Below are 25,593 nucleotides of genomic sequence, written 5' to 3'. Positions count from 1 at the left end.
TTGGAAATATGGATGCCGAAAAAGATCTTGCCGCATCCGGGGTACTGGCATTTCTTTTCCCGAAGTTTTTGACGGCGCCGCGATTTAGGTAGCTGCATATTAGATAACCCTCCGCACTCAGAAAAGGATTTTATTTAGAGGCAAATTGTTCCAAACTTTATAAATTGTTTTTGTTCAGGCACTTATAATATATGGGCAAAAGTAAAAAAATGCAAATTGTTTATCATTTATTTTAATAACCAGGTAACTCCTGTCATCCTTTAAATTAGTTGCATCTCCTTTCACAGCAGTCACTTACAGAGGCATTGACAGAGCCGCTTCAGAAAATTATTTTATCTCCTTTGCTTGACAAGAGGGCTTCCCGTTTCGTCAAGGCCACCCGGTTCCGGCCGTATCCGGCATTTCTTTTTTCTCTTCAAGCCCTTTCTCTTTCCCCCTCCTGGCGTTTAGATTTCCCAGAAACTATACTTATTTAGTACGCTTGCTTATAACTAATATTGAATTTCATCTTTCCACTTATGAAAATCCGGACTCAGAAAAACTCTGGCGAACATAATCCGGTGATAATCCCGGCGTTTCTTGATCTTGATTGGGTTTCCAAATCTGACCTCCTTTCAGGAAAAAAAGACCATACCCTTGTACTGGACTTCTCTGAGACAAAAAAGATCGACTCTGCCGGAATGAGTTTCATTCACCTCCTCCACTCATTACACCAGAAATCGGGTGGGAAACTAATACTCAAAGATCTCTCACCGGATCTACTTAAAAACCTGCAATCCTGGTCTCCGACAGCCGCAAAACAGACTGGAAAGAAAAAAAGCGAGAATTTCCTGGTCAGAACAGGCGACGCAGTGCTTTCTTTCAAGGATACTGCCCTTGGAGCGCTCTCGATTCTAACTGAAATGCTTTACTGGGGTACTTTTGGATTATTGGAAAAACGGGACATTAAAAAAGGGGCATTAGGCGAACAGATGTACCAGTTGGGATATAAAGCCTTTGGTATAGTCGGCCTACTGTCACTGCTAATCGGGATCGTGCTTGCTCTTCAGACCGCCATGCAACTGCGTGTTTTTGGAGCAGGGGTTTTTCTGGCCCCACTGGTTGGAATCACGATGGTAAGGGAGATGGGACCTCTTCTCACTGCAATTATTCTGGCTGGCAGAACCGGAAGTGCTACAACAGCAGAGATTGCCACGATGGTAGTTGGTGAAGAGATCGATGCTCTTCAGACAATGGGGATAAACCCGATTCAATTCACTGTAGTACCAAAATTCTGGGCTATATCGATCACCATGCCGATACTTTCTATCTTGGGTACAGCGGCAGGCATTCTAGGTGGATATTTTGTAGCTTTGCTTTATCTTGATCTGTCATCAAGTCTCTTCTGGAACGAATTAGGCAAGAGCCTCGCCATGAAGGATGTATTCGCAGGATTCATCAAGTCGGTTGTCTTTTCGTGGCTGATTATCTGGATCGGATCTTTTTATGGGTTCAAAGTTCGCGGAGGCGCTGAAGCGGTAGGTAAAGAAACAACCGCCAGTGTTGTAACCGGAATTTTCATAATTATAATTGCGGATGCCCTTTTCTCGTTTATCCTGTAGGTTAAGCGCATTGGACAGCAATAGCAAAAAATCGATAGTTGAAATAGAGAATCTGGTAACCAGGTATGGTGACCGGGTTGTACTTAAAGACATAAGTACCAGCTTTTTCAAATCTGAAATCAGAGTGATTCTGGGCACATCAGGATGCGGGAAGACAACACTTCTCAAGTCAATAATCGGGCTTCTTAAGCCATATTCAGGAAAAATCCGTATTTTCGGGACAGAAATATCCGATCAGGATGATCCCCGGACAGTAGATGTGTTGAAAAAGATTGGCGTTCTGTTTCAAAATGGCGCACTTCTGGGATCGCTTACTGTTCAGGAAAACGTTGCATTGCCATTACAGATGCACACCAGATTACCAGATAGTATAATCAGAGAGATTGTCCGGTTGAAACTTGCCCAGGTCGATCTTCCGCACGCGGCGGAACTTTATCCGGGGGAACTATCCGGTGGAATGAGAAAGAGAGCCGCACTTGCACGCGCTCTGGCACTTGATCCGCCGCTGTTATTCTGCGATGAGCCTTCGGCAGGACTTGATCCTGTGACATCAGCCGGTCTGGATGATTTACTGTTAAAACTACGCATGATGCTGGGGATAACTGTTGTGGTTGTTACTCATGAACTCTTTTCTATAGAAAAGATAGCGGACAATATCACATTTTTACACAAAGGGTCTCTTCTTTTTGACGGCCCACTTGCAGAAGCGCTCAAACACAAAGAGGGTCCTGTTTGTGACTTTTTCAAACGGCACGAACCGGACCTGAACAAAAGCGTCACCTGCACCACTGATTTCAACCTGGAGTTTTCAGGATGAGCATATCTAGGGCACAGCGAGCCAGACTTGGTGTATTTGTAATCGCGGGAATAATCCTCCTGGCAATTTTTTTTGTCATTCCTCTGGGAATGAAACTGACTGACAAATTCAATACTTTTTTTGCCTACTTTGAAGGAGAATCTCTCAGCGGACTGGAGCAGGGTGCGGTTGTCAAATTCAGCGGCGTACCCATTGGCAAAGTCGAAAAAATAACCTACCTTCCGGACAATCTCTCCAAAGTAAAAGTAGAGATGAAAATACAGCAGGATTTCCCCATGAAGGTAGATATGGTTGCCACTACAGGGGCTATGGGGATAACCGGGTTGAAGTATGTTGAGATAGCCGGAGGAAAAAATGAATCAGAGCTTCTTAAACCCGGGTCTGAAATTCCCACAAAGATCTCCGTGATCTCGACAATCACCGGTAAAGCGGAATCGATTGTCGGCAAAGTAGAACTGCTTCTCAATCACCTTAATCAAATCACAGAACCGGACAGTCTCCGGTCAATCAAAAAGATACTGGACAATGTAGCCTATATCACAGAGGATGTCAGGGGTTTTGTCAGCGAGTCACGTCCTCAGATTCAGAAAATGACAAACTCCACAAGCAGCCTGATCACCAAAATTGATTCTGTGGCAGGTGACATCAAAAGCTTTACCAGTTCTTTTAAAGGCAATGTCACGGCGGATCAGATAAGCCGTACCTTTTCAGCCATTGACTCGACAGTGCACTCGCTTAAAAGCCTTGCAGAAAATCTTTCTCTCATGGTCCGTCAAAGCAGGGAGGATTTCGCAGTGGGGATGGAAAATATCAGAGAGGCTTCAGAGAATGCCAACCAGTTAACAAAAGTTCTGGCCGAAAACCCATCACTGCTGCTTAAGGGTGAATCTCAGAGAGGAAGGGAGGTCCGATGAGAAAAAGGATAGTATACCCGCTGGCATTAGCGGTGTTGCTAACAGCAGGATGCGGTTCGGTACCGACAAAACAATACTACGTATTAAATTACCTGCCTTCAATGAACAAGCGTCAGAATCCAAATCCATATCCAATTACTATCCGTCTTAAGGAATTCAGTATAGAGGAAGCATATAACCGGCCTCAGATAGTTTACAGGCAGAGTCCTTTTCAACTGAAGTATTACGTTTACCGTGTATGGGCTGTAAAACCTACCCGAATGATAACTGATCTGGTTCACAAACATCTGGTTTCCGCTAATCTTGCAAGCAGTATTGTGAGGAGATTCGATGAAGGAAAGAAGCCGGATTATGAGTTAAGCGGAATAATTGAGGCACTTGAAGAGTATGACAGCGAAGAACTCTGGTTTGCTCACCTGGCCTTCAGAATCAACCTGGTCCGGACTGGTGACGGAAGAGTGCTTTACACCAGAAGATTCGATCTGCGGAAAAAAGTTTATCAGAAAGAGCCCGAATTCGTTATCAGGGAGATGTCAGCTCTGATGGAATATGCAATGACCCAGGCTGTTCATGATATGGATATCAAGCTGGCTCAGGAATTCGGAAGCAAGACTACTACTATTGGAATCGAGTCTCCGGTGTTCGAGGATTCAACCATTACAGAGGTAGATCAGTGATGCTGCGATCTCTTCTGCCCCGTGCTGTACTTTTAACCCTGGGCATTCTTCTCTGCTATTCTCATGCAGAGCTTCCTCCGGATCTTCCCGGTGAGGAAATAACAGAGGAATACCTGAAATGGACAATTCCGGTCGACTCAGTTAAACGACCGGAAATTGACAGCACAGACAGAACATCAGCCTGGTACGATATTGTTGCAAAAACCTGGGACACTCCCCCTCTGGCAGAACAGATGGCTTCGGACAGAATAAATATCCCTCTTGGTAAAGGTGGCATTTTCGTTCCCAGATACACTGAAGCGAAAAACGAACCAGATGTGGAAATCCTGGACCTTGACATACATACTGTAACCAGCGGAGAAACAGGCAGAACTTTCACGGTAGAGCCTGGTTCGTATCTGGTCATGCTGGGGAGTGGTTCACACAAACAGCGTATTGTAAAACCAATCACTGTGGAAGAGTCAAAAATCTCGCCAGTTATGCCCGACTGGGCAGGGTTAACAATTGAAACAGTTGACACAAACCTTACTACTTTCCGGGGTGAATACGAACTGGTGCGTTTAGATGACTTTGAGCCGTTTGGAAGAGGATTCGGAGCAGATATCAGCCTGGGTGAATCTGTAAAAACCTGGATACTTAAACCAGGTACCTATAAAATTCTGGGTAGAGGAGAGAGTTACAATACTCTGAAAAATTTCGTCACAGTAAGACTTCTCCCTGGTGAACTGGTAAAGTTTCTTCTGATACAACGACCCGACAACATGGCGATAATCAGCGGTGGTACAGTTGATATCACACCCGGGACCCAAATCACCTCACACTGGAAATACGGAGGTAATATCGGTGGAATGCTTCAGTTCAATGGGGAGATCGACCGCAATGAAGCGCATCAGGAGGCCATATCAACTATCTTCAGTCTCTCAACCAGTGTGTGGCTTCTTTACAATAACCAACCCCATGAATGGGAAACGATGGTGCGAATCGATGAGGGTCTGAGCCTATCGGAACTTGACCTCACCAGCGGTGTTGATGATTTCAGGATCAATTCTCTCTATATCTGGCGTTTTTTAAGTTGGTTTGGCCCCTTTGGACGTGCTGAGGTAAGAACCAACCTGCTTCCCAGGAGAATCAGACTTGAAGATTACAAGAAAAGCGAATTCTGCATTCTTGAGAATGACTCTACGATAACTGAGGAAAGCTTTGACACATCAAAACAGGTCTTCCAGATCACACCGTCATTTTCTCCCTTAACTCTGGATATCAGTGGAGGAGCCAATTTCGATGCAGTAAACACAAACTATTTCGAACTGAAAGTCAGACTGGGAGTTGGAAGTTCCTTCTCCAGTTTTCCCCGGAGATATCAAAGTATCGAGCCAGACGCTTATTCCAATTCACCCTATTATTTACGCATGCAGAACAGCATAGTGCTCCAGTCCCAGGATAAAACAAGCATTTTTGAATTTGGACCCCAAGGCTCCATCAGTGGAAATATCAATATCGGGAGACTGGGAACTGCCGGTGCGGAATTGAAGGTTTTTGCTCCAGTTGCTCCGGAAATGCGTATTACAAAACCGGATTTCGACCTTTCGGCAACTATAAGCTGGCGTATCGCTCGTCCTGTCACTCTCGATTATGATTATGATTATATACTGAAGCAGCCCGAAGATGTTGATGCGCGTGTAAAAAAGAGCACTCACCGGGTGTGGCTGAGATTTGCTTACAGCAGCAGGTAGAAACTGCCTGGACAAATACAAGGGAAATTTTACTTTCCCTTAACCAGTGGATCCCCTTTGGATTCTATATCCTTTACTTCAGAGATAAATTCGCTGATATCCTTGAATTTCCGGTACACAGAAGCAAACCTTACATAAGCCACCTCATCCAGGGCATAGAGTTCGGCCATTACAAACTGTCCTATATCCTGGCTGGGGACCTCCATTTTTCCGGACTTCTCTATCAGATTCTCGATTTTATCAACTATACTCTCGATTTTTTTCATGCTCACCGGTCTCTTTTTACATGCCGCAATGATACCCTGCATGAGTTTCTGGCGGTCATAAGGCTCACGGCGCTGATCGTTTTTTATAATAGTAAGCGATACATTTTCAATGTATTCGTAGGTTGTGAACCTCTGTCCGCATCTGAGACATTCCCTGCGCCTGCGCACAGCCTGCCCCTCTTTACTTGAGCGTGAATCCACTACTTTATCTTCACCGTGACTGCAGAAAGGACATCGCATTACTTACTCCAGATCGAAAGAGTTGTATCTCTGACTACGAAACAACACTATATATAGTACAATATACTGCTAATTGCTTTCACGTGCAATAAAGAGAGATAACAGTAATCCGGCTCTGATAATCAACCGTCAAGAACCGCAGCAGGGAAACCGGAGAGTTAAAACTGCTTTGAAATAAGGATTCCTGCAGTGGAGAGGTCAGGAGATATAGCGGGTTGGATTCTAAGAGCAGCCCCGGTAATCCCCTTATAACGGGTCTTTGCCCTTATGTCGACAAATGCCACGATCCTGTTTAAAACCATCGCTCCCAGGAAAAGAGAAGATACCGTCTGGAAAACATGAGAGTTCTTTCTCATCCTGACATATTCTTCTTTGTGATAATCCGAGTCCCAATCCCAGTTAAGATCGAAGTTGGTTATCTGGTCTTCTTTCTGGCGGTTCAGTCCTGTAACCTGATTGTAGTATTCCATGTTATCAAACTGTCCCACCAGATTCCAGTAACTTTCATCATTACTGCCCCGGGTTATATGGGCATAAGTAGAAGCATAACCCCTTGAATTCACTAATAAAGTCTTTGCCTGACGGTTGCACATCACAGCACCGAAAACCGATAACACATCCAGGCAGATATATCCCAGCGCAGGTTTTGCATTGCCCAGATAGTGATGTCCCAGACCGGGAATCAGAAGTGATGCAGCCATGGCTGTTTTTGAAGACTTAATGGATTTGTCATCCTGCTGCGAGAAAACATCGATGCTGTCTACAATAATATCCTGTACAGTGACCTGCGCGGAAACTGCAGCAAATAGAAATAACGGCAAAATCAGAAAAGAATTATGTTTTCTCAAAATATTACCTGTAAAGCATAACCGGAAGCAGTACCGTTTACTGTCTGCACTGTCTGTTGTTCGATATTTATTCTCTGCCAGAAACTCTCTTTGCCAAGCAACTGGTCATTATGGGCTTTGGCGGTGATCCCCGCATCTATCGCACTCATGATATGATTCACAAGCAGCATAGTGAGAACACCTTTGGAAATCCGATAATACTTGTTGGATTCTGAGATCTTTTTACTGAACTTTTTCTGGTTTTCTGAAAAACCATACAGAGCATTACCGGAGTCTTCCTCTGCGTAAACCAGATATCCTTTATTGGGATCGCTGAGTTTCTTATATTTGTCCTCATAATCGGGGTGTATCTCAAAATCTGCATCGAATCCAGGTTCCGCATCATCCCAGCCGTGAATAAAAGGATTATCATTCTCACGAATTGTACGATAAAAATCCTCATCCTTGTTTTTAGCACTGTGTTTAAAAGTTTGCACATCAGTTCCGAGAAAGATTTGTTCCAATGTAGAATCGGAAGAAAATTTGGAGCTGAGTTTTTCATAGTAAGACTGGAAATTGCTGGTTGAATAATGTTGATCGGCAAAATCGTAAGCATCTTTTTTCTCATTTCTGCCTTTAATCCCAAAACCAGCGCCCACACCTATCACAGTGGCTTCAATTGCCCCATAAACTACTGCTTTTTTCCCATTTCTGGCATAAGCCTGGCCAAGTCCCGGGAGCAGTAAAGAGAGCATGATCGCCACTTTTGGAGATCTGTACTCTTTAAGGTTTCTGGCAAAATTGATCGGTTCCATCTTCTCGATTTTAGAAACTTCCGGAGCAGGCTGAGGTTTCAGATCCAATTCAGGAGCGCTCTTTACAGGTCTTTCAGCAACTTTCTGATCCTGCTCAGACGTTGGCTGTTCAGTCTCGACCAGAGATGAGTCGGTACTTTGATCTGGTAATTCTGCAACTCTCTCCTTGGATTCAAGTTGTTCAATCTTTTTTTCTTCCCTTAGCGGTCCAAGAAGATCCTCTTCTCCGCCATCAAGAATAAGTTCCTCTTCACTTTCAATTATCTCGGGAACTTTATTGCTTCCGGATGATGTCTCCACAGTCGGATCACTGCTATTTTGGACAGTGGATTCAACAGCCGGTTTCCCGGATGAGTCATCTGCAATCGCCTCTGAAGCTTTTTGCACGGTGTCGGGCTGATTCTGAGCACTTGCAGCAAACCAGAGCACTGAAATCAGACAAAGAACTGAATACCTCATATTACTCCCGTAAGAATGGAGACCTTTACAATCCTAATACATCTTTCATTGAATAGTTTCCGGGTTTCTGGTTTGCAAGCCATTTGGCTGCAACCACTGCCCCTCTGGCAAAAATAGTACGGCTGTGAGCCATGTGTCTCAGTTCAATCCGTTCACCTGGTCCTGCAAACAATACTGTATGATCACCCACTATATCACCGCCACGCACTGCATGCATTCCGATTTCCCGGGGAGAACGAACAGACTGAGAAATTCCGGACCTTCCATTTTTTACAGCCTCATCGTAGGACACTTCCAGAGATTCCGCGATTATTTCTCCAAGGCGCTTAGCGGTTCCACTTGGAGAATCTTTTTTGAATCTGTGATGAGCCTCGATGATCTCGATATCAAAAAGGTCCTTTAATCGTGAAGATACCATTTGGGTAAGGGAGAAAAGCAAATTTACTCCCACGCTCATGTTTGGAGATATCAGCACAGGTACACTCCCGGAGGCTTCATTTCCGAGGGCCTTAACCTCCTCATCCAGACCGGTTGTTCCAATCACCAGCCCAGCCTTTATTTCAGAAGCTTTGCTTAACAATGAGCGGGTAGACTCAATGGTGGAAAAATCTATGATTACGGCTCCTGACAGATCCTGGCAACTGAGAGAATCTGTAAGCAAAACTCCTATGGGGCCCTTGCCTATCAGTGTTCCATAATCCTGCCCCGCCTGGGGATGGCCTGCGTATTCGATGCATGCTTTCAGTTTAAGCGCATTATCTGAAAGCACAATGTTTGCTATTTCGGCTCCCATTCTGCCCATTGCACCATTAATGATAATGTCAAGAGCCACAATTACTCCTTGATACTGAAGTTGTACTTACGAAGTACGGAGATAAGTTCCTGTTTATTGCGTTCACTGATAGCGACAAGCGGCAGACGCAAAGATCCAGCATTCATTCCTATAAGATTCATCGCTGCTTTTACCGGAGCAGGGTTAGTTTCAATAAACATAGCCTGATTAAGTGGCAGCAGTTCCTCATGAACCTTCAGTGCTGACTCTATATTTCCTTTGAAAAACTCATCTAACATGGCACACATCCTCTCCGGGACTATATTAGCCACAACAGAGATAACTCCTTTACCCCCTACAGCAAGAATGGGCAGAGTCAGTGCATCATCACCCGAAAGGATAGTCAGCCGATCGCCACAGCGACGATGAATTTCGGAGATCTGAGTAACATTACCACTCGCTTCCTTTACACAGGCGATATTCTGGAAAGCACAGAGCCTCTGCAGTGTCTCAGGCAACAGATTAATTCCAGTCCTCCCCGGAACGTTGTAAACCACTATGGGGATATCAACACTGGAAGCTATAGACTTGTAGTGTTGAAACAAACCTTCCTGAGTGGGTTTGTTGTAATAGGGAGTAATGCACAGGAGCGCATCAGCACCTTTATCCTGGGCGTGTTTGGCGGCGGAAATTGATTCCCGGGTATTATTTGAACCGGCGCCGGCTATAATCTGCACTCTTCCCGCAGCCTGATCGATGGTAATATCCACCACTCTGTTGTGCTCCTCCCAGGAAAGAGTAGCTGACTCTCCTGTTGTTCCGCAGGGGACAACACCTGAGACTCCTTTACTGATAAGAAATTCGATATTATCACGTAAAGCTTTCTCGTTTATCGAGCCATCATCACTGAAAGGAGTGACAATCGCTACATAGCATCCTTTGAAATGCATCTCTTTTCCTTTCAAAAAGTAAAAATGCCGGGTCTTTTAGAAAGGCCCGGCATACATCTGGACATTAATATACCGGGCTTTATTTCTCTTCCTTAACAACCCATACCTTGAGTTTTGCAGATACATCCCGGTAAAGGTTGATTTTAATATTGTAGACCCCAAGTTGCTTGATCGGCTCTTCCAGGTCCACATCCCGTTTTTCAATATTAAAACCTTCCTTTTTAAGGAAATCGGCGATTTCCTGAGCGGAAACCGAACCAAAGATCTTCTCTTCCTCTCCGACTTTCACCGGAATAGTGCAAGGGATCTGTTCAATTTTCTTTGACAGTTCACGTGCTTCGGCGATTTTCTTCTCTTCTTTACGCTCAGCCGCCTTTTTTGCCTCAGCGACTTTCTTTTTATTTCCCTCAGTAGCAGGAACCGCTATTCCCTGAGGAATGAGAAAATTCCGAGCATAACCGTCTTTGACCGGAATCACATCCATGGCCTTTCCCAGCCCGTCATAGTCTTTTTTCAGAACTACTTCCATAATTAGATCGCTCCTCTCATTTTCAGCTCTGTTTATTTAATATTTTCCGCTACAAAGGGCAGAAGAGCCAGGTGGCGGGCGCGCTTGATAGCGATTGCCAGCTTTCTCTGGTTCTTTGAACTTACACCTGAGAGGCGGCGCGGAACAATTTTACCACGTTCTGTAATATACCTGTAAATGATGCGGATGTCCTTGTAGTCAGGCTCAACCTTATTCTGCTCAAACCAGCAGACCTTTTTAGCCCTTCTTCTTGGACCCTGACTATAATCATACCGTTCTCTGTCACTTTTTCTCTGAAGCATTTTCTCTCTCCTCAATCATTCAATTTCATCATCAGTTTGAATTGGCTGTTCATTTTCGGGAGTTTTTTCCCTACGTGCTGCTGCTGCCGCCCTCGCCGCCTCGTTCTTGAGATTGCGCTGAACAGTCAGGTGGCGAAGGATACGCTCATTAAGTTTAATATACTTGTCGAGGGCAGTGACAGTATCCCCTTCCCCTTCATACAGGAAAAGACAATAATATCCTGTCTTTTTCTTTTTGATGGTATAAGCAAGCTGACGCTTTCCCCATACATCGGCTTTTTCAAAGTTTGCTGTCTGCTTGATGAGATCTTCAACCTGCTGTTGCTCTTTCTGAAGCACATCATCAGGAAGAGTCCCATCAAAAACTATCATTGTTTCATAGGGCCGCTTCAAAATAAACCTCCTGTGGTCTATGGCTCCGGCTGAAGCCGGAGCAGGATTATTTGTTGTATTTATTCATCACCACATCGACCCCCTCTGTAAGAAAACAGATCGATGCAGCGACAGCTTTGGAAATCACGTCTTTTAAAACTTTTTCTTCCTGAGCAGAAAATTCCCCCAGGACAAATTCCTTCAGATCCCGATCTTTGGGCGGAGGGCCTATCCCTATGCGCAGCCTCGGGAAATCCGGACCAATGTATTCAATAATAGATTTGAGTCCATTGTGGCCGCCATGAGATCCCCCTCTTCGAGCCCTCATTGCCCCCAGCGGAAGATTTATATCATCGACTATCACCATCACAGCATCAAACGGTACTTTCGTTTTTCTCAGGATGGCCTCAACAGCCACCCCGGATCGGTTCATGAAAGTCTGAGGCTTGACAACTAAAACCCTTTTACCGGAATCCATGACTCCGGAAACGATTTCAGAATCGGCAATAAAACCGGGGATGGAAGACTTGAGATTCTGAGAAAGAGCATCGGCAACCCTGAAGCCAATGTTGTGTCGCGTTTTCGCATACTCCCCAGGATTGCCCAACCCGATATAAACAGCATCAATTGATTCGGGCAGAACGGATCTGTGAAAGAGTTTTCTTAAAAAAGAAAACAATCCCATCAGTTCGGCACTATTTCTTTTCCGCCTCGGATGCAGAAGATGCAGCGGCAGGTGCAGCAGCTCCTGCTTCAGCAGCTTCTTCAGATTTGGCTGCATCTTCCTCACGAGTAGCATGAGTAACCACAGCCAGAACTTCTTCAGGCGCTTCTTTTATTGTTATATTGGGAACAACTACATCCCTGACATGAATCGAATCTCCAATATCCAGCGCTGATACATCGATAGTGATATTTTCCGGGATATCTGAAGGCATACACTCGATTGTAACCTTCTTTACCGGGACGCCAAGAACTCCGTTGTTTTCCTTCACACCGACCGAAATACCTACAGTCACCACTGGGACCTCGATTGTAACCTTTTCATTCATGGCTACTTTCTGAAAGTCAATATGGAAGAATATATTATCTTTCAGAACATGTCGCTGTACTTCACGGATAACCGCAATTGAATCATCCCCATTACTTCCAATTCCAAGATCGATCAGATGGGTCAGTTTTTTTGTGCGTACAATTGTGGCAAACTCTTTTCCATCGACTTCAATATTGACCGGTTCATGGTTACGGCCATAATAGATCGCCGGTACCCATCCCTGCATGCGTGCTTTGCGGGTGTAGGATTTTCCCGATCCGCTGCGCGGCCGCGTTTTCAGTTTAATGATGTCCAAAATACCTCCTGGAATAAGATTACCTAAGCTATAGTCATAATAGCTGGGGCGGAAGGATTCGAACCCTCGAATGCGAGGACCAAAACCTCGTGACTTACCGCTTGTCGACGCCCCAGTGAAAAATAGGCAATCTTTTAATATAATATCAGGAGCGTTTCAAAACAAAACCTTGATTCGCATGATTGAAGGATTGCCATCACTTTTAGTGAGAAAATGTTTTTTTGCCACATTATAACCTTGATAAAAAAAGGGAACGATTGCAATATTCGATTCCATTGGTAATGCCGACCCCGACAGATTAAGAGGGTTGGAATGTAAACACCTGGAACACGGATATCACTGTTGCTCTGAAGAGGGGACCATATCTTTGAGTTTTTCCTCGTAGGCACCGATCACTTTTTCCTCGATCATTGAGCGTGTTTCTACATTGAGGGGATGAACTATATCCTGGAATCTTCCGTTTTTCAACTTGCGGCTGGGCATTGCTACAAAAAGGCCCTGGGAACCTGAAATGATCTTCAAACCTTTGATCAGAAAGCAATCATCAAAAACGATGTTGGCGGAGGCTTTCAAACGCATTTCATTTTCAATGATCGTTACCTTTACTTCTGTGATATTCACAGTTTACCTCCATTCGTCCTGGCATCTTTAATAACGAATGCCCGATTGGGGTGGCATTATTTCAGATATGAAGCTATATATTTAAATATAACAAGGAGAACTGCATCTGCCAAGCAGAAAATCTATTCTTTCAAACATTTATTTCTAGCAAATCAAGGATAAAAGACATTTCGGGAGAGTAAAATAGCTCCAGAAGTCTCAAATACTTGCTGTTAAGAGGTGCGAAACAATTATTTTATTCTTTTTTCCCATAAAGACCAGACAGAGAGAATGATCATGGTTCCTCCGAAAAAAGACATGCTCTCCTTACTGGAGTTTTCTCCCGAAGAGATTGCGGAAATACTGAGCAGTGCCTCCGACCTCAAGAGAGATCGTTTGAAGACCGATCCCAAGGCATTCAAGGATCGCACGGGAGTAATGATTTTTGAGAAGCCCTCATTGAGGACCCGTATCACTTTTGAAACGGCAATAAACGAGCTTGGGGGTCATCCTATAAACCTGTCAGGCGAGACAGTGGGTATGGGGAAGCGGGAGAGTGTTGAAGATGTGGCAAGAAATCTGGAGCGATGGGTACATCTGATAATCGCTCGCACTTTCAGCCATCACACTGTCGTACAGCTTGCAGAATCAAGCAAAATTCCTGTTATAAATGCATTGACTGACAAGTATCACCCTTGTCAGGCTCTGGCCTTTGCTTTAACACTGAAGGAAAAAATCGATGATCTCCGAAACGTAAAAGTAGTGTTTATCGGAGACAGCAACAATGTCTGCAATTCTTTAATGGTTCTCAGCGCCAAAATGGGGTATAATTTTACGGTTGTATGTCCCCGGGATTATGCACCTAAGAAGGATGTGCTGGAAAAGAGCCTGGAGGCAGCAAAGAAGAGCGGCTCGCGTATGGAAGTGACACATGATATTTATGGTGCAGTAAAGGATGCAACAGCGCTTTATACGGATGTGTGGACCAGCATGGGCCAGGAAAGCGAGTCTGAGAAGCGCAAGCATGATTTTGCCGCTTACCAGATAAACAGTGAGGTCATCTCCCGGGCACCATCCGGTGTTTTAGTTTCGCACTGCCTGCCGGCTCGCCGCGGAGAGGAAATCACAAGTGGTATTCTTGATTCAGAACACTCCATTGCTTTTGATGAAGCAGAGAACAGGCTTCATGTGCAGAAAGCAGTCATCTTACACCTATTCTCCTGAATTCGGGAGGCAGATCTATGATCGAGGAAAGAATTCCTTTCGGGATCAAAGCACTTGATAAAATGATATCCGGCGGCCTGCTCAGAGGCTCGGCCAATCTTCTGGAAGGAGCTCCGGGAACAGGCAAAACGACTCTTGCCATGCAGTATATTTATAATGGAATAACCATGCACAATGAGCCGGGTCTGATTATCACTTTTGAGGAGTTCCCGCAGCAGTATTATCATGACGCAATGCAGTTCGGCTGGGATTTCAAGAAACTGGAAGAGGAAGGAAAGCTCAAGATAATTTTTTCCGATCCCCAGACCACTATTTCTGAATTTGACAAAGTTGACGGGGTATTTGTGTCACTGGTAGAGAAGATGGGTATAAAGCGGATGGCGGTTGACAGCATGACCCATTTTGAATCTATAGTGTCAGATCCTTATGAACTGCGCGAAATCGAAACCCGCCTGATAAACTCTATCAAGAGAGAGGGAGTCACAAGTATCCTGTTGAAGGAAAACGACAGCCTTCTGGGTCAGATGTCACAGACCACAAGCAAGATTCCCTTCATAGTTGACACTTACATCGTCTTGAGATATGTTGAGATCGACAGCGCAATCGAAAAAGCGCTCTGTATCCTTAAAATGCGGGGAAGTGATCATCATAAAGATATCCGGTGTTTCAGGATCACTTCCAAAGGTATCGAAGTAGAATCCAAGTTCAGCGGTCGGGAGGGAATCATGAGTGGAATCACCCACTCCACTCCCCAAGATGCTTTTGTTAATGCATTCGGGAAGCGTTAATGGTTTCGTTTTCATCCATGAGTCTTGAGGCCCTGCTTTTAAGCGGATATATCCTGCTCAGCAGCCTGTTAAATCTTATTGCGCTGCTGATTTCGGCTTTTTACCATAAAAAGTTCAACCAGTCTTCTCCCAAAACCGGATTTATTATAGCAATATCTCTTGCGATTGTTTTTGTAGTGGTTTTTTACTCAAGCAGAAGTGAAAGCATCTTTTTCCAGGTTGCCTCAGTTTTTACTCTTCTGGGCAGCGGCATAGCATCATCACTCAGCATACTCAGCCTTTTCTTTATAATGAGGAAAATAAGTAAATAGCATGATTATCAATCAGCAGAGCCTGTTTTTTTTTGATATATCCACGATCATTCTAATGACAGTGCTGGCTTATCTGAGCAAGCGGCTTGGAGAAGCCCTGAAAATTGGTCCCTACTACAAAGTCCTTTATGGCACGGGACTGCTGATCATACTTGCCATCTGTATTGACATGATCAATGACGCCCTCAGCCTTGGTCTATCATTTACAACAATCTCTGTACTGCTTCGCTTTGCGGCAGGTGCTATGGCTTTTTTCGTCTCTTTGAAATATTGGAAGTGGTTATTCTCGGAGTTTTTCAGGAATTGAGGTACGGTGTTCTATGGCCAAAAAAATACTGGTAATTGAAGATGACAAAGACATCGCTGATTTGGTAAAATTAGTGCTGGAAACGACCGAGGATTTTAAGGTGGAAACAGTTCTTGATCCGCTCCTTGCTTATCAGACTGCAAAATCTTACAATCCAGATGCTATTTTACTGGATCTTTCAATGCCTAAAATGGACGGGTGGGCCGTATTCAAGGTTATACGAAGTGATTCATCTTTTTCCGGGGTTCCAATTGCAATACTTACCGCAAAATCCCAGCAATTTGATGAAATGGTAGGACTTCATATCATGAATGCCGATGCCTATATTACTAAACCTTTTGGAAAGCAAGAACTGATCGACAAGACTTATGAACTCTTCAATAAAGGAAAAAAATAACCGAATACTGGTAGTTGATGATGAGGTAGATGTTCTGGATTTTCTGAAAATCTATCTGGAGTCACTTGGCTGGGAGGTTACCACAGTCTCCACTACCGATGATGCATTCAAGGAACTTGACAAACAGGCATATTTCCTGGTACTCACCGATATTGCCATGCCTGAAATGGATGGATACGAGTTTATCAGCAAGATCAAAGATAAACAGATTCCCTCAGAAATGGCTCTGATGACTGGTTTTGGCTACAACCCTAAACACACTCTGGTAAAGATTTACAAGACAATCCGCTATCCCTGTCTGTTCAAACCATTTAACCGTGCCAAAGTGGCGGAAGCAGTGCAGAACGCCTGGAACAGTTATCACGAAGATCTTTAGAAAACTTTTTACAGCAGATCAGGTGTCAAGCTCTCAGTAAACCAATTAAACCACCTCCTGCCTATTACAGCGTATTGATCGATGCAAAACAGGAACATAGTCATTAAAGGTGCCCGTGAGCACAATCTTAAAAATATCGATGTAACGATACCCCGAAACTCCCTGACAGTGATCACAGGGCTTTCAGGTTCTGGCAAATCATCACTGGCTTTCGACACTCTTTACTCCGAAGGACAGCGCCGGTTTGTCGAATCGCTCTCCGCATACGCCCGTCAATTTCTGGGGCTGATGGAGAAGCCGGATGTTGACTCTATCGATGGACTCTCACCCGCTATTTCCATTGAACAGAAAACAACGGGTCGCAATCCGCGCTCTACAGTAGGAACAATAACCGAGATTCATGATTACCTTAGACTGTTATTCGCGAGAATCGGAATCCCGACCTGTTATAAGTGCGGAAAAACCATCTCCCGTCAGACTGTGCAGGAGATCACCGACCGGGTAATGGAACTTCCGGAGGGCACAAAATTTCAGATTCTCGCCCCGGCAGTATCAGGACGCAAGGGAGAGTACAGGGAGCTTTTTGAGAAATTGCAGAAGGACGGCTTTCTGCGGGTTATCGTAGACGGGATAACCTACACTCTTGACGAGCAGATTCCACTTGACAAGAACAAAAAGCATTCCATAGATGTAGTGGTTGACAGGCTCATAAGCAGTCCAAAGATACAATCCCGTCTTACAGATTCTCTTGAGACAGCACTGAAGCTGAGTACAAATGGAACTGTAAAGATATCCCGTGCAGGAAATGAGGATCTGGTTTTCTCAGAACAGTTAACCTGCCCTGACTGCGGGGTGAGTTACGAAGAGATAACCCCCAGGATGTTTTCATTCAATAATCCTTTCGGAGCCTGCGAGAGCTGCAGCGGGCTGGGTTACCTTCTGGAAATAGATCCCGATCTCTGTGTCCCTGATCAATCTTTGAGCATCAGACAGGGTGCTATAGTCCCCTGGAACGGGGCATCGACACAGGGCTGCTGGAATAATCAGATACTCACTTCTGTCTGCAATCATTTCAGAATCCCACTTGATAAACCATTCTCATCTGTTGCCGAGAAACACCGCAAGATTCTTTTTTACGGCTCCGGAGATGAAAAGATCACGATGCAGTGGGAGGCAGCCAGCAGAGAAGGCAAGGGACAGTTCAAGAGGACATTTGAGGGAGTAATTCCCAATCTTCTGCGTCGTTACAAAGAAACCACATCCGAAGATATACGTCAATGGATAGAGAGTTTCATGACACAGCGCCAATGTCCCACCTGTAAAGGTTCACGGCTAAGAAAAGAGAGTCTCTCAATACTGGTGGGCGGAAGGAATATCGCCGAAATTTCTTCGGTATCAATTCATGATTGCGCATCATTCTTCGATTCCCTGAAGTTGAAGGGAAAGGAAGAAAAAATTGCATTCCAGATCCTTAAGGAGATCAGGCAGAGAATTGATTTTTTGCGGAATGTTGGGCTTTCCTACCTTACGTTAAGCCGCGGAGCATCGACACTCTCCGGCGGAGAGGCGCAGCGGATCAGACTTGCAACCCAGATCGGCTCACGTCTGACCGGAGTGATTTACATTCTCGATGAGCCAAGCATAGGGCTTCACCCCCGTGATAACTCAAAACTGCTCGATACTCTGGTTGCACTCCGTGATCTTGGCAATACAGTAGTGGTGATTGAGCACGACAAGGAGACCATGCTTTCTGCCGATCACCTGATCGATATCGGCCCGGGTGCCGGAGTACACGGCGGAAAAATCGTCTCACAGGGTACACCTTCCCAGGTATGTGCTGATCGCTCATCCCTGACCGGAGCATACCTCTCAGGCAGGCGGGAGATTCCGCTCCCGGCAACAAGGAGGAAAGGAAACGGCTCTTTTCTCACACTGAAAGGGGCTTCCGGAAACAATCTGAAGAACATCGATGTCACATTTCCTCTGGGAATGCTGGTTTGTGTAACAGGGGTATCGGGATCCGGGAAGAGTTCACTTGTCAACCAGACACTCTACCCTGCGCTTGCTAAAATTATCTATCGCTCCAAAACACATCCGCTTCCTTTTCAAAAGATTACCGGGCTGGAGCATATCGATAAAGTAATTGATATCAACCAGTCCCCTATCGGCCGCACTCCACGTTCCAATCCTGCGACCTATACCAAGATAATGGATCAGATCAGAAACCTTTTCGCATCATTGCCGGAAAGTAAGATAAGAGGCTACACACCTTCCAGGTTCAGCTTCAATGTAAAGGGCGGACGGTGTGAATCGTGCGAAGGTGACGGAGTGCTTAAGATCGAGATGCATTTTTTACCGGACGTATATGTGCAATGTGAATCGTGCAAAGGCAGAAGATATAACCGGGAGACACTGGAAGTACTTTACAAGAACAAAAGTATTGCTGATGTTCTAAACATGACAGTTGATGAAGCGTTATTATTCTTCGACAAAATAAGTGCCATTAAATCCAGACTTTCTGTTCTCTCTCAGGTTGGTCTCGGGTACATTCACCTGGGACAGCCGGCAAACACTCTCTCAGGCGGTGAAGCGCAGCGGATCAAACTCGCATCGGAACTTTCCAGAAGAGCAACCGGCAGGACTCTATACATACTCGATGAGCCAACAACAGGGCTTCATTTCGAAGATATCCTGATGTTTATGAATGTGATCAAGGAGCTTGTGGACAAAGGAAACTCGGTGATAATCATCGAACACAACCTTGATGTGATAAAATGTGCCGATTATGTGATCGATCTTGGACCGGAAGGCGGAGACGGAGGAGGGAAAATTGTGGCAAGCGGAACTCCGGAACAGATTTCTGCCAATCCCCGCTCGATAACCGGAAAATATCTGAAATCAGCGATAGCCGGCAGGTAAGGAAGCAGAAACGAGACTTCTTTTTCCGATCCCAATTGGAATTATTCAAATAGCAGCCACGAAAAGCACTTCATAAACCGGTAAAAAACTATTTTGTAGTATACTTCACTGACCCGGAAAAGCTTTGATTTGCCGGCATTGCGGGTTATCGCCTGAAAAGGCACAACATGTTTCAAAATTAAAGGAGACATTGAAAATGGGTGGAAAGAACATTGTGCTTTTTGGCCCGCCGGGAGCGGGGAAAGGCACTCAAGCAGCAAAGCTCCGTGACCTTCTCTCTATTCCTCATGTATCAACCGGGGATATGTTTCGCTACCACATTAAGAATTCAACAGAACTGGGTCTCACAGCCAAAGCGTACTCAGACAAGGGTCAGTTGGTTCCGGATGAGATTACCATAGCCATGGTAAAAGAACGCCTTTCCAGACCGGATATGAAGACAGGCTTTCTTCTGGATGGATTTCCCAGAAGCGTTCCCCAGGCATCTGCACTGGATGAAACACTTGCTGAGCTCAATCTGAATCTTGACCATGTTATAAACATATCTGTTTCAGATGAACAGATAAGAGACCGTCTTTCAAAACGGGCATCAATCGAAGGCCGGGCAGATGACGCAGACCCGAAAGTAATCCAGAACAGGATAAATACCTATAAGAGCCAGAGTGAACCATGTCTCGCCTATTACCGTCCCAGAGGAATTGTAAGGGACATTGACGGGATAGGAACTATCGAGGAAGTGTTCGAAAGAATAAAAAAGGTATTTGACTGATTTTTTAAATTGATAAAAATGCCCTGCTCCATCGACCCGCAAAGGAACCGGGCATTTTTTTTACAGAAGATTGCTGGCCAGTTCCGCCAGTTCCGAACGTTCTCCACTCTCAAGATTGATGTGGGCATAAAGTTTCTGACCCTGCATCCTCTCAATCAGATAGCTCAATCCATTTGAAAGACTGTCAAGGTAGGGATGATCTATCTGTAAAATATCTCCTGTAAACACCATTTTTGTCCCCTCCCCTGCCCTGGTGATAATAGTCTTTACTTCATGAGGGGTAAGATTCTGTGCCTCATCTACAATGAAGAATATCTTTACAAGGCTTCTCCCGCGGATATACGACAATGCCTCAATGACAAGCTTCTGTTCATCCAGCAATTCCTTTATTTTGGTATGTTTCGGATCAGATTCCTGAAACTGGTTCTGAATTACCCCAAGGTTATCGTAAAGCGGCTGCATGTAGGGATTAAGTTTAGCCTGAATATCTCCGGGCAGAAATCCGATGTCCTGATTGCTGAGAGGTACAATTGGACGAGCCATGAAGATCTGACGATAACTCCGGCGCTTTTCCAGTGCAGCAGCGAGTGCAAGAAGAGTTTTTCCGGTTCCTGCTTTTCCGGAAATTGTAACCAGTTTGATCTGCTCATTCATCAAGGCATCGAGGGCAAAAATCTGCTCTGCGTTGCGGGGAGTGATTCCGTAAGCAGTGGTTTTGTCCACCTTGCGGATCCTGTTGCATGATGCATCGAAAGTGCCCAATGCCGATTGTTTTCCATTACGCATGATCAGAAATTCATTAGGTGAGAGCTTTCCCCAGTTATCAAGCTCAGATGCATCCACTTCCAGTTGCGGGTTATACATTTTCTGAATGTTCTCTTCAGAAACACCCTCCAGGATTCTATGCCCTTTGTAAAGTGCCGAGATATCCTTTACATGATCTGTCGTATAATCCTCAGCCATCAGCCCGACAGATTTGGCCTTCATTCTTAGATTTACATCTTTGGTAACCAGAATTACCTGACGGGAGCGCTGTTGTCCGGCAAGAATATAAGCAGTGTTAAGTATGCGATGATCGGGGTAACCGGGGTTAAAATTTACAGAGAGGTCTTTGTGAAATTCGCGATCAAGCTTTATTGATATTTTCCCCTTTCCCGGACCAATAGGCAGACCACCGTTAAAGATGCGATCCTCACTGAGACTGTCAAGTGCACGCAGGGTTTCACGCGCATGGAAATTAAGAGTACCATTTCCTTTTTTGAATTTTTCGAGTTCCTCCAGCACAGTAATCGGAATCACAATGTCGTGTTCGTCAAACTGATAAATACATGAACTGTCATGAAGCATTACATTGGTGTCGAGTACAAAGAGTTTTTTTCTGGGGGCCATTATAAGAGACACTCTCCTTTTCCGGAAGTAAGATTCTTTTTTTTTTATTTTCTCATAACATTCCCCCAGGCGCAAGAAGGATTTTCTTCAGTGACTTATTATTTTTTTCGCATTTCATTGAATCTGCCGGCTACATATTCCGTATAAAACCCTTTTGACCATCCCAGTTCAGGATGATTAACAAAGGACAGTACTGCTCCTGCCATTTTCCACTCCGCTACAACCCCCAGCGAAATCAACACAGGATTACTCCCCACAGCCGCATGTACTCCCAGCCATCTGAAAAGCCGATACTCTTCACCTATTAAAAACCTTACAGGTTTTCTCTTTGAAGGAGTCACTTCAATCAATACACCCTGCGCACCGAATCTGTTTCCTGCGGTATGCATACTTCCTTTTATCAGTAAAGGCGGATCGGATCCGTTCCGGCTTTCCTTTACAACCACATGTTCGACTCCCAGAAACAAAGAGGCATACCTGAAAGGCAGCCATACAGACGCACCCAATTCACCGATAGTCTTTACTTCCCCCTTTTTCCCCCTCAACCCGATACGATGCCCTGCCATCTCCAGACTCACTCCACCCAACCCTGCCGACAAGTATCCATCCTGACTGAAGTACATCCGAAAAGCATCGAACTGGGAAAAAGCTCCTTTGCATTTAAATACCGGCCCGGCGTATGAGACCCCCAGAGCAGCCCTGTAGATTCCCCTGTCCCTGATATTATCCATCATGTCATAGTAAGAAACCGCTCCTGCTGCCAGGACAAAGCCGGTATTACGCCTGATAACCGCAGCCGGAACCCAGGGCTGTCTTCCTCCAATCCCGTCATCACTGATAATAGTATTCAGGTTTCCCATAGAGTACCCGACAGGAAAAGGATCTGAGGGGCCCATGGCCCCTGCACAAACGAAAAGCAGAAGTATTATCCCGACTACCGCCATAACAATCCTTTTTTTCTCAGCAGAACAGTTTGTCCGGATGTCTTGATACGGGCAATAACAAAGAATGGTCCTGTGACCACCTCTCTTCCATCATCTCCTCTCCCATCCCAGAGATACTTCTCCCTTACCGGCCCGGTGAACTCACGAATTTTCCTCCCATCAAAACTGTATATTGACAAAGTAAATGTTTTCGATGATGGCACATTCATCGTTATCTCGAGCAGATCATTCTTCATATCACCATCGGGAGTAAAGGGGATCGGCCCAATTTCCATCGAGGGCCTTGTGGTGTTACGCCAGAACAGAGCTTTATTGGGCATACCCGGAGAAGACTGTCCGGAAACACTCCAGGATTCCTGTGAGCAACCATCAAGCTCAGGAGCTGCCCTTTCAAGCGACCGGTTTTCCCACTTTGTAAACCACCCACTTTCATAACAGATCATATCCCCCTGAAGTCCCGAACCACTCCGCAGAAAGAGAGTATCGCTGAAGTTACCAAGGGTATGCCAGACCGGCGGTTGGAAAACATTATTCAATCCTGGATAACGAGTACAGAGCGTTTTTTTGTCTTTTGTTACCACAATGAAATTACCGGGTCCCAAAAACATATCATTTGGGCTCAGAAGAGCAGTGCTTTCGTTGTTCCCGTAAACCCATCCGGAAAGATTCACTGTCATCGATGAGAGATTCACCAGTTCAAACCACTCCGGTTCATCATCACTGGCCCTTGGAAAGATCTCATTTATTTTTACAGATGATACCGGTGCGAAGACTTTCGACAGATCAATTGGCCACTTAATGCCACAGAATGTGAATGTCAAATCGAAATTACCAGGTACAAACTGGCACTGGATGTCAATAGGTCCTTTTCCCGGTTTGATATTTCCGCTGTCAACGATCTTTTTTTTTCCCGAAGAATCCGCCTCCAGAACCCATGTCTGTGTCTCCAGGGATCCTCCCGGTTTTAAGCATTTGATTTCACATATTACTGCACCACCGGAAGGATCGGGATCTTTAAATCTCCAATCCACAATCCATCCGGACTTCATCATTTCAAAGCTGCCCGGAGAGATTTCAGTCCTGCAGTAATCATGCATAATTGTGTCAAAAAGAAATGAAATCGGAACAATAGAGATTCCCTCTTTGTTAGAAGGGGATGAAAAGGAGATTCTGCCATCATCAGGATATGAATCAGATACATAACAGATTACTGAATTTATGGTATTTCTGGTTCCCTTGTAAATCATCACTCCTTCACTTGCGGAAAGTCCGTTTCCTCCCAGTTCCGCGTCACCACACATAAGGAGCAGAGCCGAATCCGAAACAGGAAGTCTGCAGGAGGGATCATGTGCGATAGCATCCGAATAATCCTGGTCCAGAATAAGTGCACTCTGAGATGGCAGGAGAAACCGGGAGGAGATTGTCTGATGAAGATGCTGAGGCAGAGGTTTATCCCAGGGGACAATCGAGTCTGCTTCGCTCCCATCGGTCAGAAACAGACTGTCGATGAAAAAGGTGTCATCACCATAATTGAAGATTTCGATAAATTCGTGACTTTTCCCTGCACCCAGGGCAGTTTCCGGTCCCTGAGGATCTCTGAAAATTTCAGAGATGATTATTTCGGCTGCAGAGGCAGAGATTATCAGGAGAAGGAAAATTCCTGGAATCTTCATAATAAGCCCGTCCTGAAGCAGATCAGGTTGTTTTTAGACCAACGGATTTAAGCCAAAAAAAGAGGGAAAAACATTTAATTGTTGTGAGAACATTTTTATTTAAGAGCTTTAAGATATGAAGATAATATAATCGCCGGAAAGAGTGAGATGTATTTTTAGTTCCTTGTTGTTAAGTGAAAGGGTAGATCATTTATTCAATCAAGATGTGAATTCAATGGATCAAGCATCTTAATTTTACCTCGTAGATGAAATATTGAAACAGGAGTTGCAGGTTTCATCATTTCACCCCTGAGGTGATACAGTGACATAGACCTTGAAGCAATAATTCTTCTCAGGGGTAATTTTTCCTATGTGCAGTGTTCACCCCAGAGATGACTTTTTAACTATGTCAATAAGGGTCACCATAAAAACTTCCTTACCTGCGAGGTGACATGAGTGACATATGGCCTCAGAGGCAATAATTCACCTCAGAGGTGAGTCACCCCCAAAGTTGAATCTACGACTCAAACTTGCCCCGATTTTTGCTACTCTCTTTTTACCCTGAATAACCCCTTGTGAAGCAACCTATATAGTAAAGGAGGACTCATGGCGACTAAACCAAGAATGATAGTCCCGAACGCCTTCTACCAAATCAGATCTGCCTGCATCCCTGAACTCAAAGCCTTCTCCAGTGAGAAAATGAAAAGTTTCTTACTCAAGCAGATCTCAATCTCCAAGGAAAAGTACTCCTTCAAGTGCTTCTCCTGGTCTATCATGGATGACCACTATCACCTGGTGGTTCAATCCAGCGAAGAAACCATCTCCAAATTCATGCAGCGGGTTAACTTTATATTCGCCAAACATTTCAATAGAACCAATAAGCGCAAGGGAACAGTATTCGCCACCAGGTTTTCCTCTGTGATAGTCCAGGCAGATAAGGAGCAGATCGAGAAAACAATCCGTTACATCCATTTTAACCCGGCAAGGTGTAAAGATTGCATGGTTGAAGGGATGGATCAGCACAGATGGAGCGGACATCATGCTCTGGTGAATGGTGTCGAGGATGGTATTCTCGATAGAGAAGATACAATAGGTCTCTTTGGAACTCTGGAGAATTACCGCAGCTTTATACAATCAGGAGACCCTTATTGCAGAAATGATGAGGTGATAGAGAAAATCAGAAAAGCAAACAAGGGTTGTCAGAGTTTCTCAAATCCGGAATCCTGGGTGATAGGAGATGAGGAGTTTGTTGGAAGGATGATAGAGCTTAACAGTAATCGGAGGGTGAGACTGG

The 25,593-nt window shown here is 44.8% G+C and carries 28 protein-coding genes and 1 tRNA gene; 14 read left to right on the top strand and 15 right to left on the bottom strand.

All coding sequences use genetic code 11. The annotated features are described in order from the left end of the window. Positions 1-560 precede the first annotated feature (560 nt). Genes GX089_02535 through GX089_02515 form a run of 5 tightly spaced genes read left to right on the top strand, consistent with a single transcriptional unit; the run spans position 561 to position 5,742 of the window. A complete protein-coding gene (locus GX089_02535) occupies positions 561-1,601 on the top strand; it encodes an MlaE family lipid ABC transporter permease subunit (GenBank protein ID NLP01344.1) in 1,041 nt (346 codons plus the stop codon). Beyond that, positions 1,576-2,418: an ATP-binding cassette domain-containing protein gene (locus GX089_02530; protein NLP01343.1), complete on the top strand. Its 843-nt coding sequence runs from the start codon at positions 1,576-1,578 to the stop codon at positions 2,416-2,418. Before GX089_02535 ends, GX089_02530 begins: the two co-directional genes overlap by 26 nt. Further along, positions 2,415-3,332: an MCE family protein gene (locus tag GX089_02525; protein ID NLP01342.1), complete on the top strand. Its 918-nt coding sequence runs from the start codon at positions 2,415-2,417 to the stop codon at positions 3,330-3,332. The genes GX089_02530 and GX089_02525 overlap by 4 nt, the downstream gene beginning before the upstream one ends. Then, complete coding sequence (locus GX089_02520) at positions 3,329-4,009, top strand: hypothetical protein (protein ID NLP01341.1); 681 nt, start codon at positions 3,329-3,331, stop codon at positions 4,007-4,009. The genes GX089_02525 and GX089_02520 overlap by 4 nt, the downstream gene beginning before the upstream one ends. After that, entirely contained in the window at positions 4,009-5,742 is a 1,734-nt protein-coding gene (locus GX089_02515) for a hypothetical protein (protein ID NLP01340.1), read from the top strand. The genes GX089_02520 and GX089_02515 overlap by 1 nt, the downstream gene beginning before the upstream one ends. A 29-nt stretch (positions 5,743-5,771) precedes the next feature. On the opposite strand, the gene nrdR is transcribed toward GX089_02515, so the two are convergent. From nrdR to spoVG, 12 genes are all read right to left on the bottom strand, one after another. Then, on the bottom strand, positions 5,772-6,248 hold the full coding sequence (gene nrdR / locus GX089_02510; protein NLP01339.1) for a transcriptional repressor NrdR: 477 nt from the start codon (positions 6,246-6,248) through the stop codon (positions 5,772-5,774). A gap of 158 nt (positions 6,249-6,406) precedes the next feature. Then, positions 6,407-7,096 carry a hypothetical protein gene (locus GX089_02505; protein NLP01338.1) on the bottom strand — a complete coding sequence of 230 codons (690 nt, stop codon included), beginning with the start codon at positions 7,094-7,096 and terminating at the stop codon, positions 6,407-6,409. Beyond that, positions 7,093-8,349, bottom strand: coding sequence for a hypothetical protein (locus tag GX089_02500; protein ID NLP01337.1), 1,257 nt, complete (start codon positions 8,347-8,349; stop codon positions 7,093-7,095). Before GX089_02500 ends, GX089_02505 begins: the two co-directional genes overlap by 4 nt. Positions 8,350-8,374: 25 nt before the next feature. Then, positions 8,375-9,181: a 4-hydroxy-tetrahydrodipicolinate reductase gene (locus GX089_02495; protein ID NLP01336.1), complete on the bottom strand. Its 807-nt coding sequence runs from the start codon at positions 9,179-9,181 to the stop codon at positions 8,375-8,377. A 2-nt stretch (positions 9,182-9,183) separates the two neighbouring features. Next, complete coding sequence (locus GX089_02490) at positions 9,184-10,071, bottom strand: 4-hydroxy-tetrahydrodipicolinate synthase (GenBank protein ID NLP01335.1); 888 nt, start codon at positions 10,069-10,071, stop codon at positions 9,184-9,186. Between the two features lie 79 nt (positions 10,072-10,150). Then, entirely contained in the window at positions 10,151-10,600 is a 450-nt protein-coding gene (locus GX089_02485; GenBank protein NLP01334.1) for a 50S ribosomal protein L9, read from the bottom strand. Between the two features lie 32 nt (positions 10,601-10,632). Next, positions 10,633-10,902 (bottom strand): 30S ribosomal protein S18, encoded by a 270-nt coding sequence (locus tag GX089_02480; protein ID NLP01333.1) that lies wholly within the window; start codon positions 10,900-10,902, stop codon positions 10,633-10,635. A gap of 15 nt (positions 10,903-10,917) precedes the next feature. Continuing rightward, positions 10,918-11,295, bottom strand: coding sequence for a 30S ribosomal protein S6 (gene rpsF, locus GX089_02475; GenBank protein NLP01332.1), 378 nt, complete (start codon positions 11,293-11,295; stop codon positions 10,918-10,920). Between the two features lie 46 nt (positions 11,296-11,341). After that, positions 11,342-11,959, bottom strand: coding sequence for an aminoacyl-tRNA hydrolase (locus GX089_02470; protein NLP01331.1), 618 nt, complete (start codon positions 11,957-11,959; stop codon positions 11,342-11,344). Between the two features lie 10 nt (positions 11,960-11,969). Continuing rightward, entirely contained in the window at positions 11,970-12,623 is a 654-nt protein-coding gene (locus tag GX089_02465; protein ID NLP01330.1) for a 50S ribosomal protein L25, read from the bottom strand. 43 nt (positions 12,624-12,666) lie between these two features. Then, a tRNA-Gln gene (locus GX089_02460) sits at positions 12,667-12,738 on the bottom strand. Positions 12,739-12,959: 221 nt separating this feature from the next. Then, the gene (gene spoVG, locus GX089_02455; GenBank protein ID NLP01329.1) at positions 12,960-13,244 is read right to left on the bottom strand and encodes a septation regulator SpoVG; all 285 of its coding nucleotides are present in this window, start codon (positions 13,242-13,244) and stop codon (positions 12,960-12,962) included. Positions 13,245-13,520: 276 nt separating this feature from the next. Here spoVG and argF point away from each other — a divergent pair, with 276 nt between their 5' ends. From argF to GX089_02415, 8 genes are all read left to right on the top strand, one after another. After that, a complete protein-coding gene (argF, locus tag GX089_02450) occupies positions 13,521-14,447 on the top strand; it encodes an ornithine carbamoyltransferase (GenBank protein ID NLP01328.1) in 927 nt (308 codons plus the stop codon). Positions 14,448-14,464: 17 nt separating this feature from the next. Beyond that, positions 14,465-15,235, top strand: a complete 771-nt coding sequence (locus GX089_02445; protein NLP01327.1) for a hypothetical protein — start codon at positions 14,465-14,467, stop codon at positions 15,233-15,235. Then, positions 15,235-15,546 (top strand): hypothetical protein, encoded by a 312-nt coding sequence (locus GX089_02440; protein ID NLP01326.1) that lies wholly within the window; start codon positions 15,235-15,237, stop codon positions 15,544-15,546. The genes GX089_02445 and GX089_02440 overlap by 1 nt, the downstream gene beginning before the upstream one ends. A 1-nt stretch (position 15,547) precedes the next feature. Then, the gene (locus GX089_02435; protein ID NLP01325.1) at positions 15,548-15,853 is read left to right on the top strand and encodes a hypothetical protein; all 306 of its coding nucleotides are present in this window, start codon (positions 15,548-15,550) and stop codon (positions 15,851-15,853) included. A gap of 13 nt (positions 15,854-15,866) precedes the next feature. After that, complete coding sequence (locus tag GX089_02430) at positions 15,867-16,250, top strand: response regulator transcription factor (GenBank protein NLP01324.1); 384 nt, start codon at positions 15,867-15,869, stop codon at positions 16,248-16,250. Then, positions 16,222-16,626, top strand: coding sequence for a response regulator (locus tag GX089_02425; GenBank protein ID NLP01323.1), 405 nt, complete (start codon positions 16,222-16,224; stop codon positions 16,624-16,626). The genes GX089_02430 and GX089_02425 overlap by 29 nt, the downstream gene beginning before the upstream one ends. A gap of 81 nt (positions 16,627-16,707) precedes the next feature. After that, positions 16,708-19,545 (top strand): excinuclease ABC subunit UvrA, encoded by a 2,838-nt coding sequence (gene uvrA / locus GX089_02420; GenBank protein ID NLP01322.1) that lies wholly within the window; start codon positions 16,708-16,710, stop codon positions 19,543-19,545. Between the two features lie 196 nt (positions 19,546-19,741). After that, positions 19,742-20,314: an adenylate kinase gene (locus GX089_02415; GenBank protein NLP01321.1), complete on the top strand. Its 573-nt coding sequence runs from the start codon at positions 19,742-19,744 to the stop codon at positions 20,312-20,314. Between the two features lie 60 nt (positions 20,315-20,374). On the opposite strand, the gene GX089_02410 is transcribed toward GX089_02415, so the two are convergent. The 3 genes from GX089_02410 to GX089_02400 form a co-directional block, all read right to left on the bottom strand. Then, positions 20,375-21,703 carry a PhoH family protein gene (locus GX089_02410; protein ID NLP01320.1) on the bottom strand — a complete coding sequence of 443 codons (1,329 nt, stop codon included), beginning with the start codon at positions 21,701-21,703 and terminating at the stop codon, positions 20,375-20,377. A gap of 98 nt (positions 21,704-21,801) precedes the next feature. After that, the gene (locus GX089_02405; protein ID NLP01319.1) at positions 21,802-22,647 is read right to left on the bottom strand and encodes a hypothetical protein; all 846 of its coding nucleotides are present in this window, start codon (positions 22,645-22,647) and stop codon (positions 21,802-21,804) included. Continuing rightward, positions 22,638-24,320, bottom strand: coding sequence for a hypothetical protein (locus GX089_02400; GenBank protein ID NLP01318.1), 1,683 nt, complete (start codon positions 24,318-24,320; stop codon positions 22,638-22,640). Before GX089_02400 ends, GX089_02405 begins: the two co-directional genes overlap by 10 nt. Positions 24,321-24,905: 585 nt before the next feature. Here GX089_02400 and GX089_02395 point away from each other — a divergent pair. Continuing rightward, positions 24,906-25,593 (top strand): hypothetical protein (locus GX089_02395; protein ID NLP01317.1); only part of this gene is annotated, 688 nt, incomplete at its 3' end.

Origin of the sequence: Fibrobacter sp. (assembly GCA_012523595.1) — a bacterium.
Lineage (GTDB): Bacteria > Fibrobacterota > Chitinivibrionia > Chitinivibrionales > Chitinispirillaceae > JAAYIG01.
Note: the sequence above shows the minus strand (reverse complement) of the source record. Positions and strands in the feature narration are given on the sequence as shown.

Excerpts from the sequence above, each read along its gene's own strand:
- GX089_02530 (NLP01343.1), top strand. The coding sequence starts at position 1,576 with ATGCCCTTTTCTCGTTTATCCTGTAGGTTAAGCGCATTGGACAGCAAT.
- GX089_02525 (NLP01342.1), top strand. The coding sequence starts at position 2,415 with ATGAGCATATCTAGGGCACAGCGAGCCAGACTTGGTGTATTTGTAATC.
- GX089_02520 (NLP01341.1), top strand. The coding sequence starts at position 3,329 with ATGAGAAAAAGGATAGTATACCCGCTGGCATTAGCGGTGTTGCTAACA.
- GX089_02515 (NLP01340.1), top strand. The coding sequence starts at position 4,009 with ATGCTGCGATCTCTTCTGCCCCGTGCTGTACTTTTAACCCTGGGCATT.
- nrdR (NLP01339.1), bottom strand. The coding sequence starts at position 6,248 with ATGCGATGTCCTTTCTGCAGTCACGGTGAAGATAAAGTAGTGGATTCA.
- GX089_02500 (NLP01337.1), bottom strand. The coding sequence starts at position 8,349 with ATGAGGTATTCAGTTCTTTGTCTGATTTCAGTGCTCTGGTTTGCTGCA.
- GX089_02490 (NLP01335.1), bottom strand. The coding sequence starts at position 10,071 with ATGCATTTCAAAGGATGCTATGTAGCGATTGTCACTCCTTTCAGTGAT.
- GX089_02485 (NLP01334.1), bottom strand. The coding sequence starts at position 10,600 with ATGGAAGTAGTTCTGAAAAAAGACTATGACGGGCTGGGAAAGGCCATG.
- GX089_02480 (NLP01333.1), bottom strand. The coding sequence starts at position 10,902 with ATGCTTCAGAGAAAAAGTGACAGAGAACGGTATGATTATAGTCAGGGT.
- GX089_02470 (NLP01331.1), bottom strand. The coding sequence starts at position 11,959 with ATGGGATTGTTTTCTTTTTTAAGAAAACTCTTTCACAGATCCGTTCTG.
- argF (NLP01328.1), top strand. The coding sequence starts at position 13,521 with ATGGTTCCTCCGAAAAAAGACATGCTCTCCTTACTGGAGTTTTCTCCC.
- GX089_02445 (NLP01327.1), top strand. The coding sequence starts at position 14,465 with ATGATCGAGGAAAGAATTCCTTTCGGGATCAAAGCACTTGATAAAATG.
- GX089_02440 (NLP01326.1), top strand. The coding sequence starts at position 15,235 with ATGGTTTCGTTTTCATCCATGAGTCTTGAGGCCCTGCTTTTAAGCGGA.
- GX089_02435 (NLP01325.1), top strand. The coding sequence starts at position 15,548 with ATGATTATCAATCAGCAGAGCCTGTTTTTTTTTGATATATCCACGATC.
- GX089_02430 (NLP01324.1), top strand. The coding sequence starts at position 15,867 with ATGGCCAAAAAAATACTGGTAATTGAAGATGACAAAGACATCGCTGAT.
- GX089_02425 (NLP01323.1), top strand. The coding sequence starts at position 16,222 with ATGAACTCTTCAATAAAGGAAAAAAATAACCGAATACTGGTAGTTGAT.
- uvrA (NLP01322.1), top strand. The coding sequence starts at position 16,708 with ATGCAAAACAGGAACATAGTCATTAAAGGTGCCCGTGAGCACAATCTT.
- GX089_02415 (NLP01321.1), top strand. The coding sequence starts at position 19,742 with ATGGGTGGAAAGAACATTGTGCTTTTTGGCCCGCCGGGAGCGGGGAAA.
- GX089_02410 (NLP01320.1), bottom strand. The coding sequence starts at position 21,703 with ATGGCCCCCAGAAAAAAACTCTTTGTACTCGACACCAATGTAATGCTT.
- GX089_02405 (NLP01319.1), bottom strand. The coding sequence starts at position 22,647 with ATGGCGGTAGTCGGGATAATACTTCTGCTTTTCGTTTGTGCAGGGGCC.
- GX089_02400 (NLP01318.1), bottom strand. The coding sequence starts at position 24,320 with ATGAAGATTCCAGGAATTTTCCTTCTCCTGATAATCTCTGCCTCTGCA.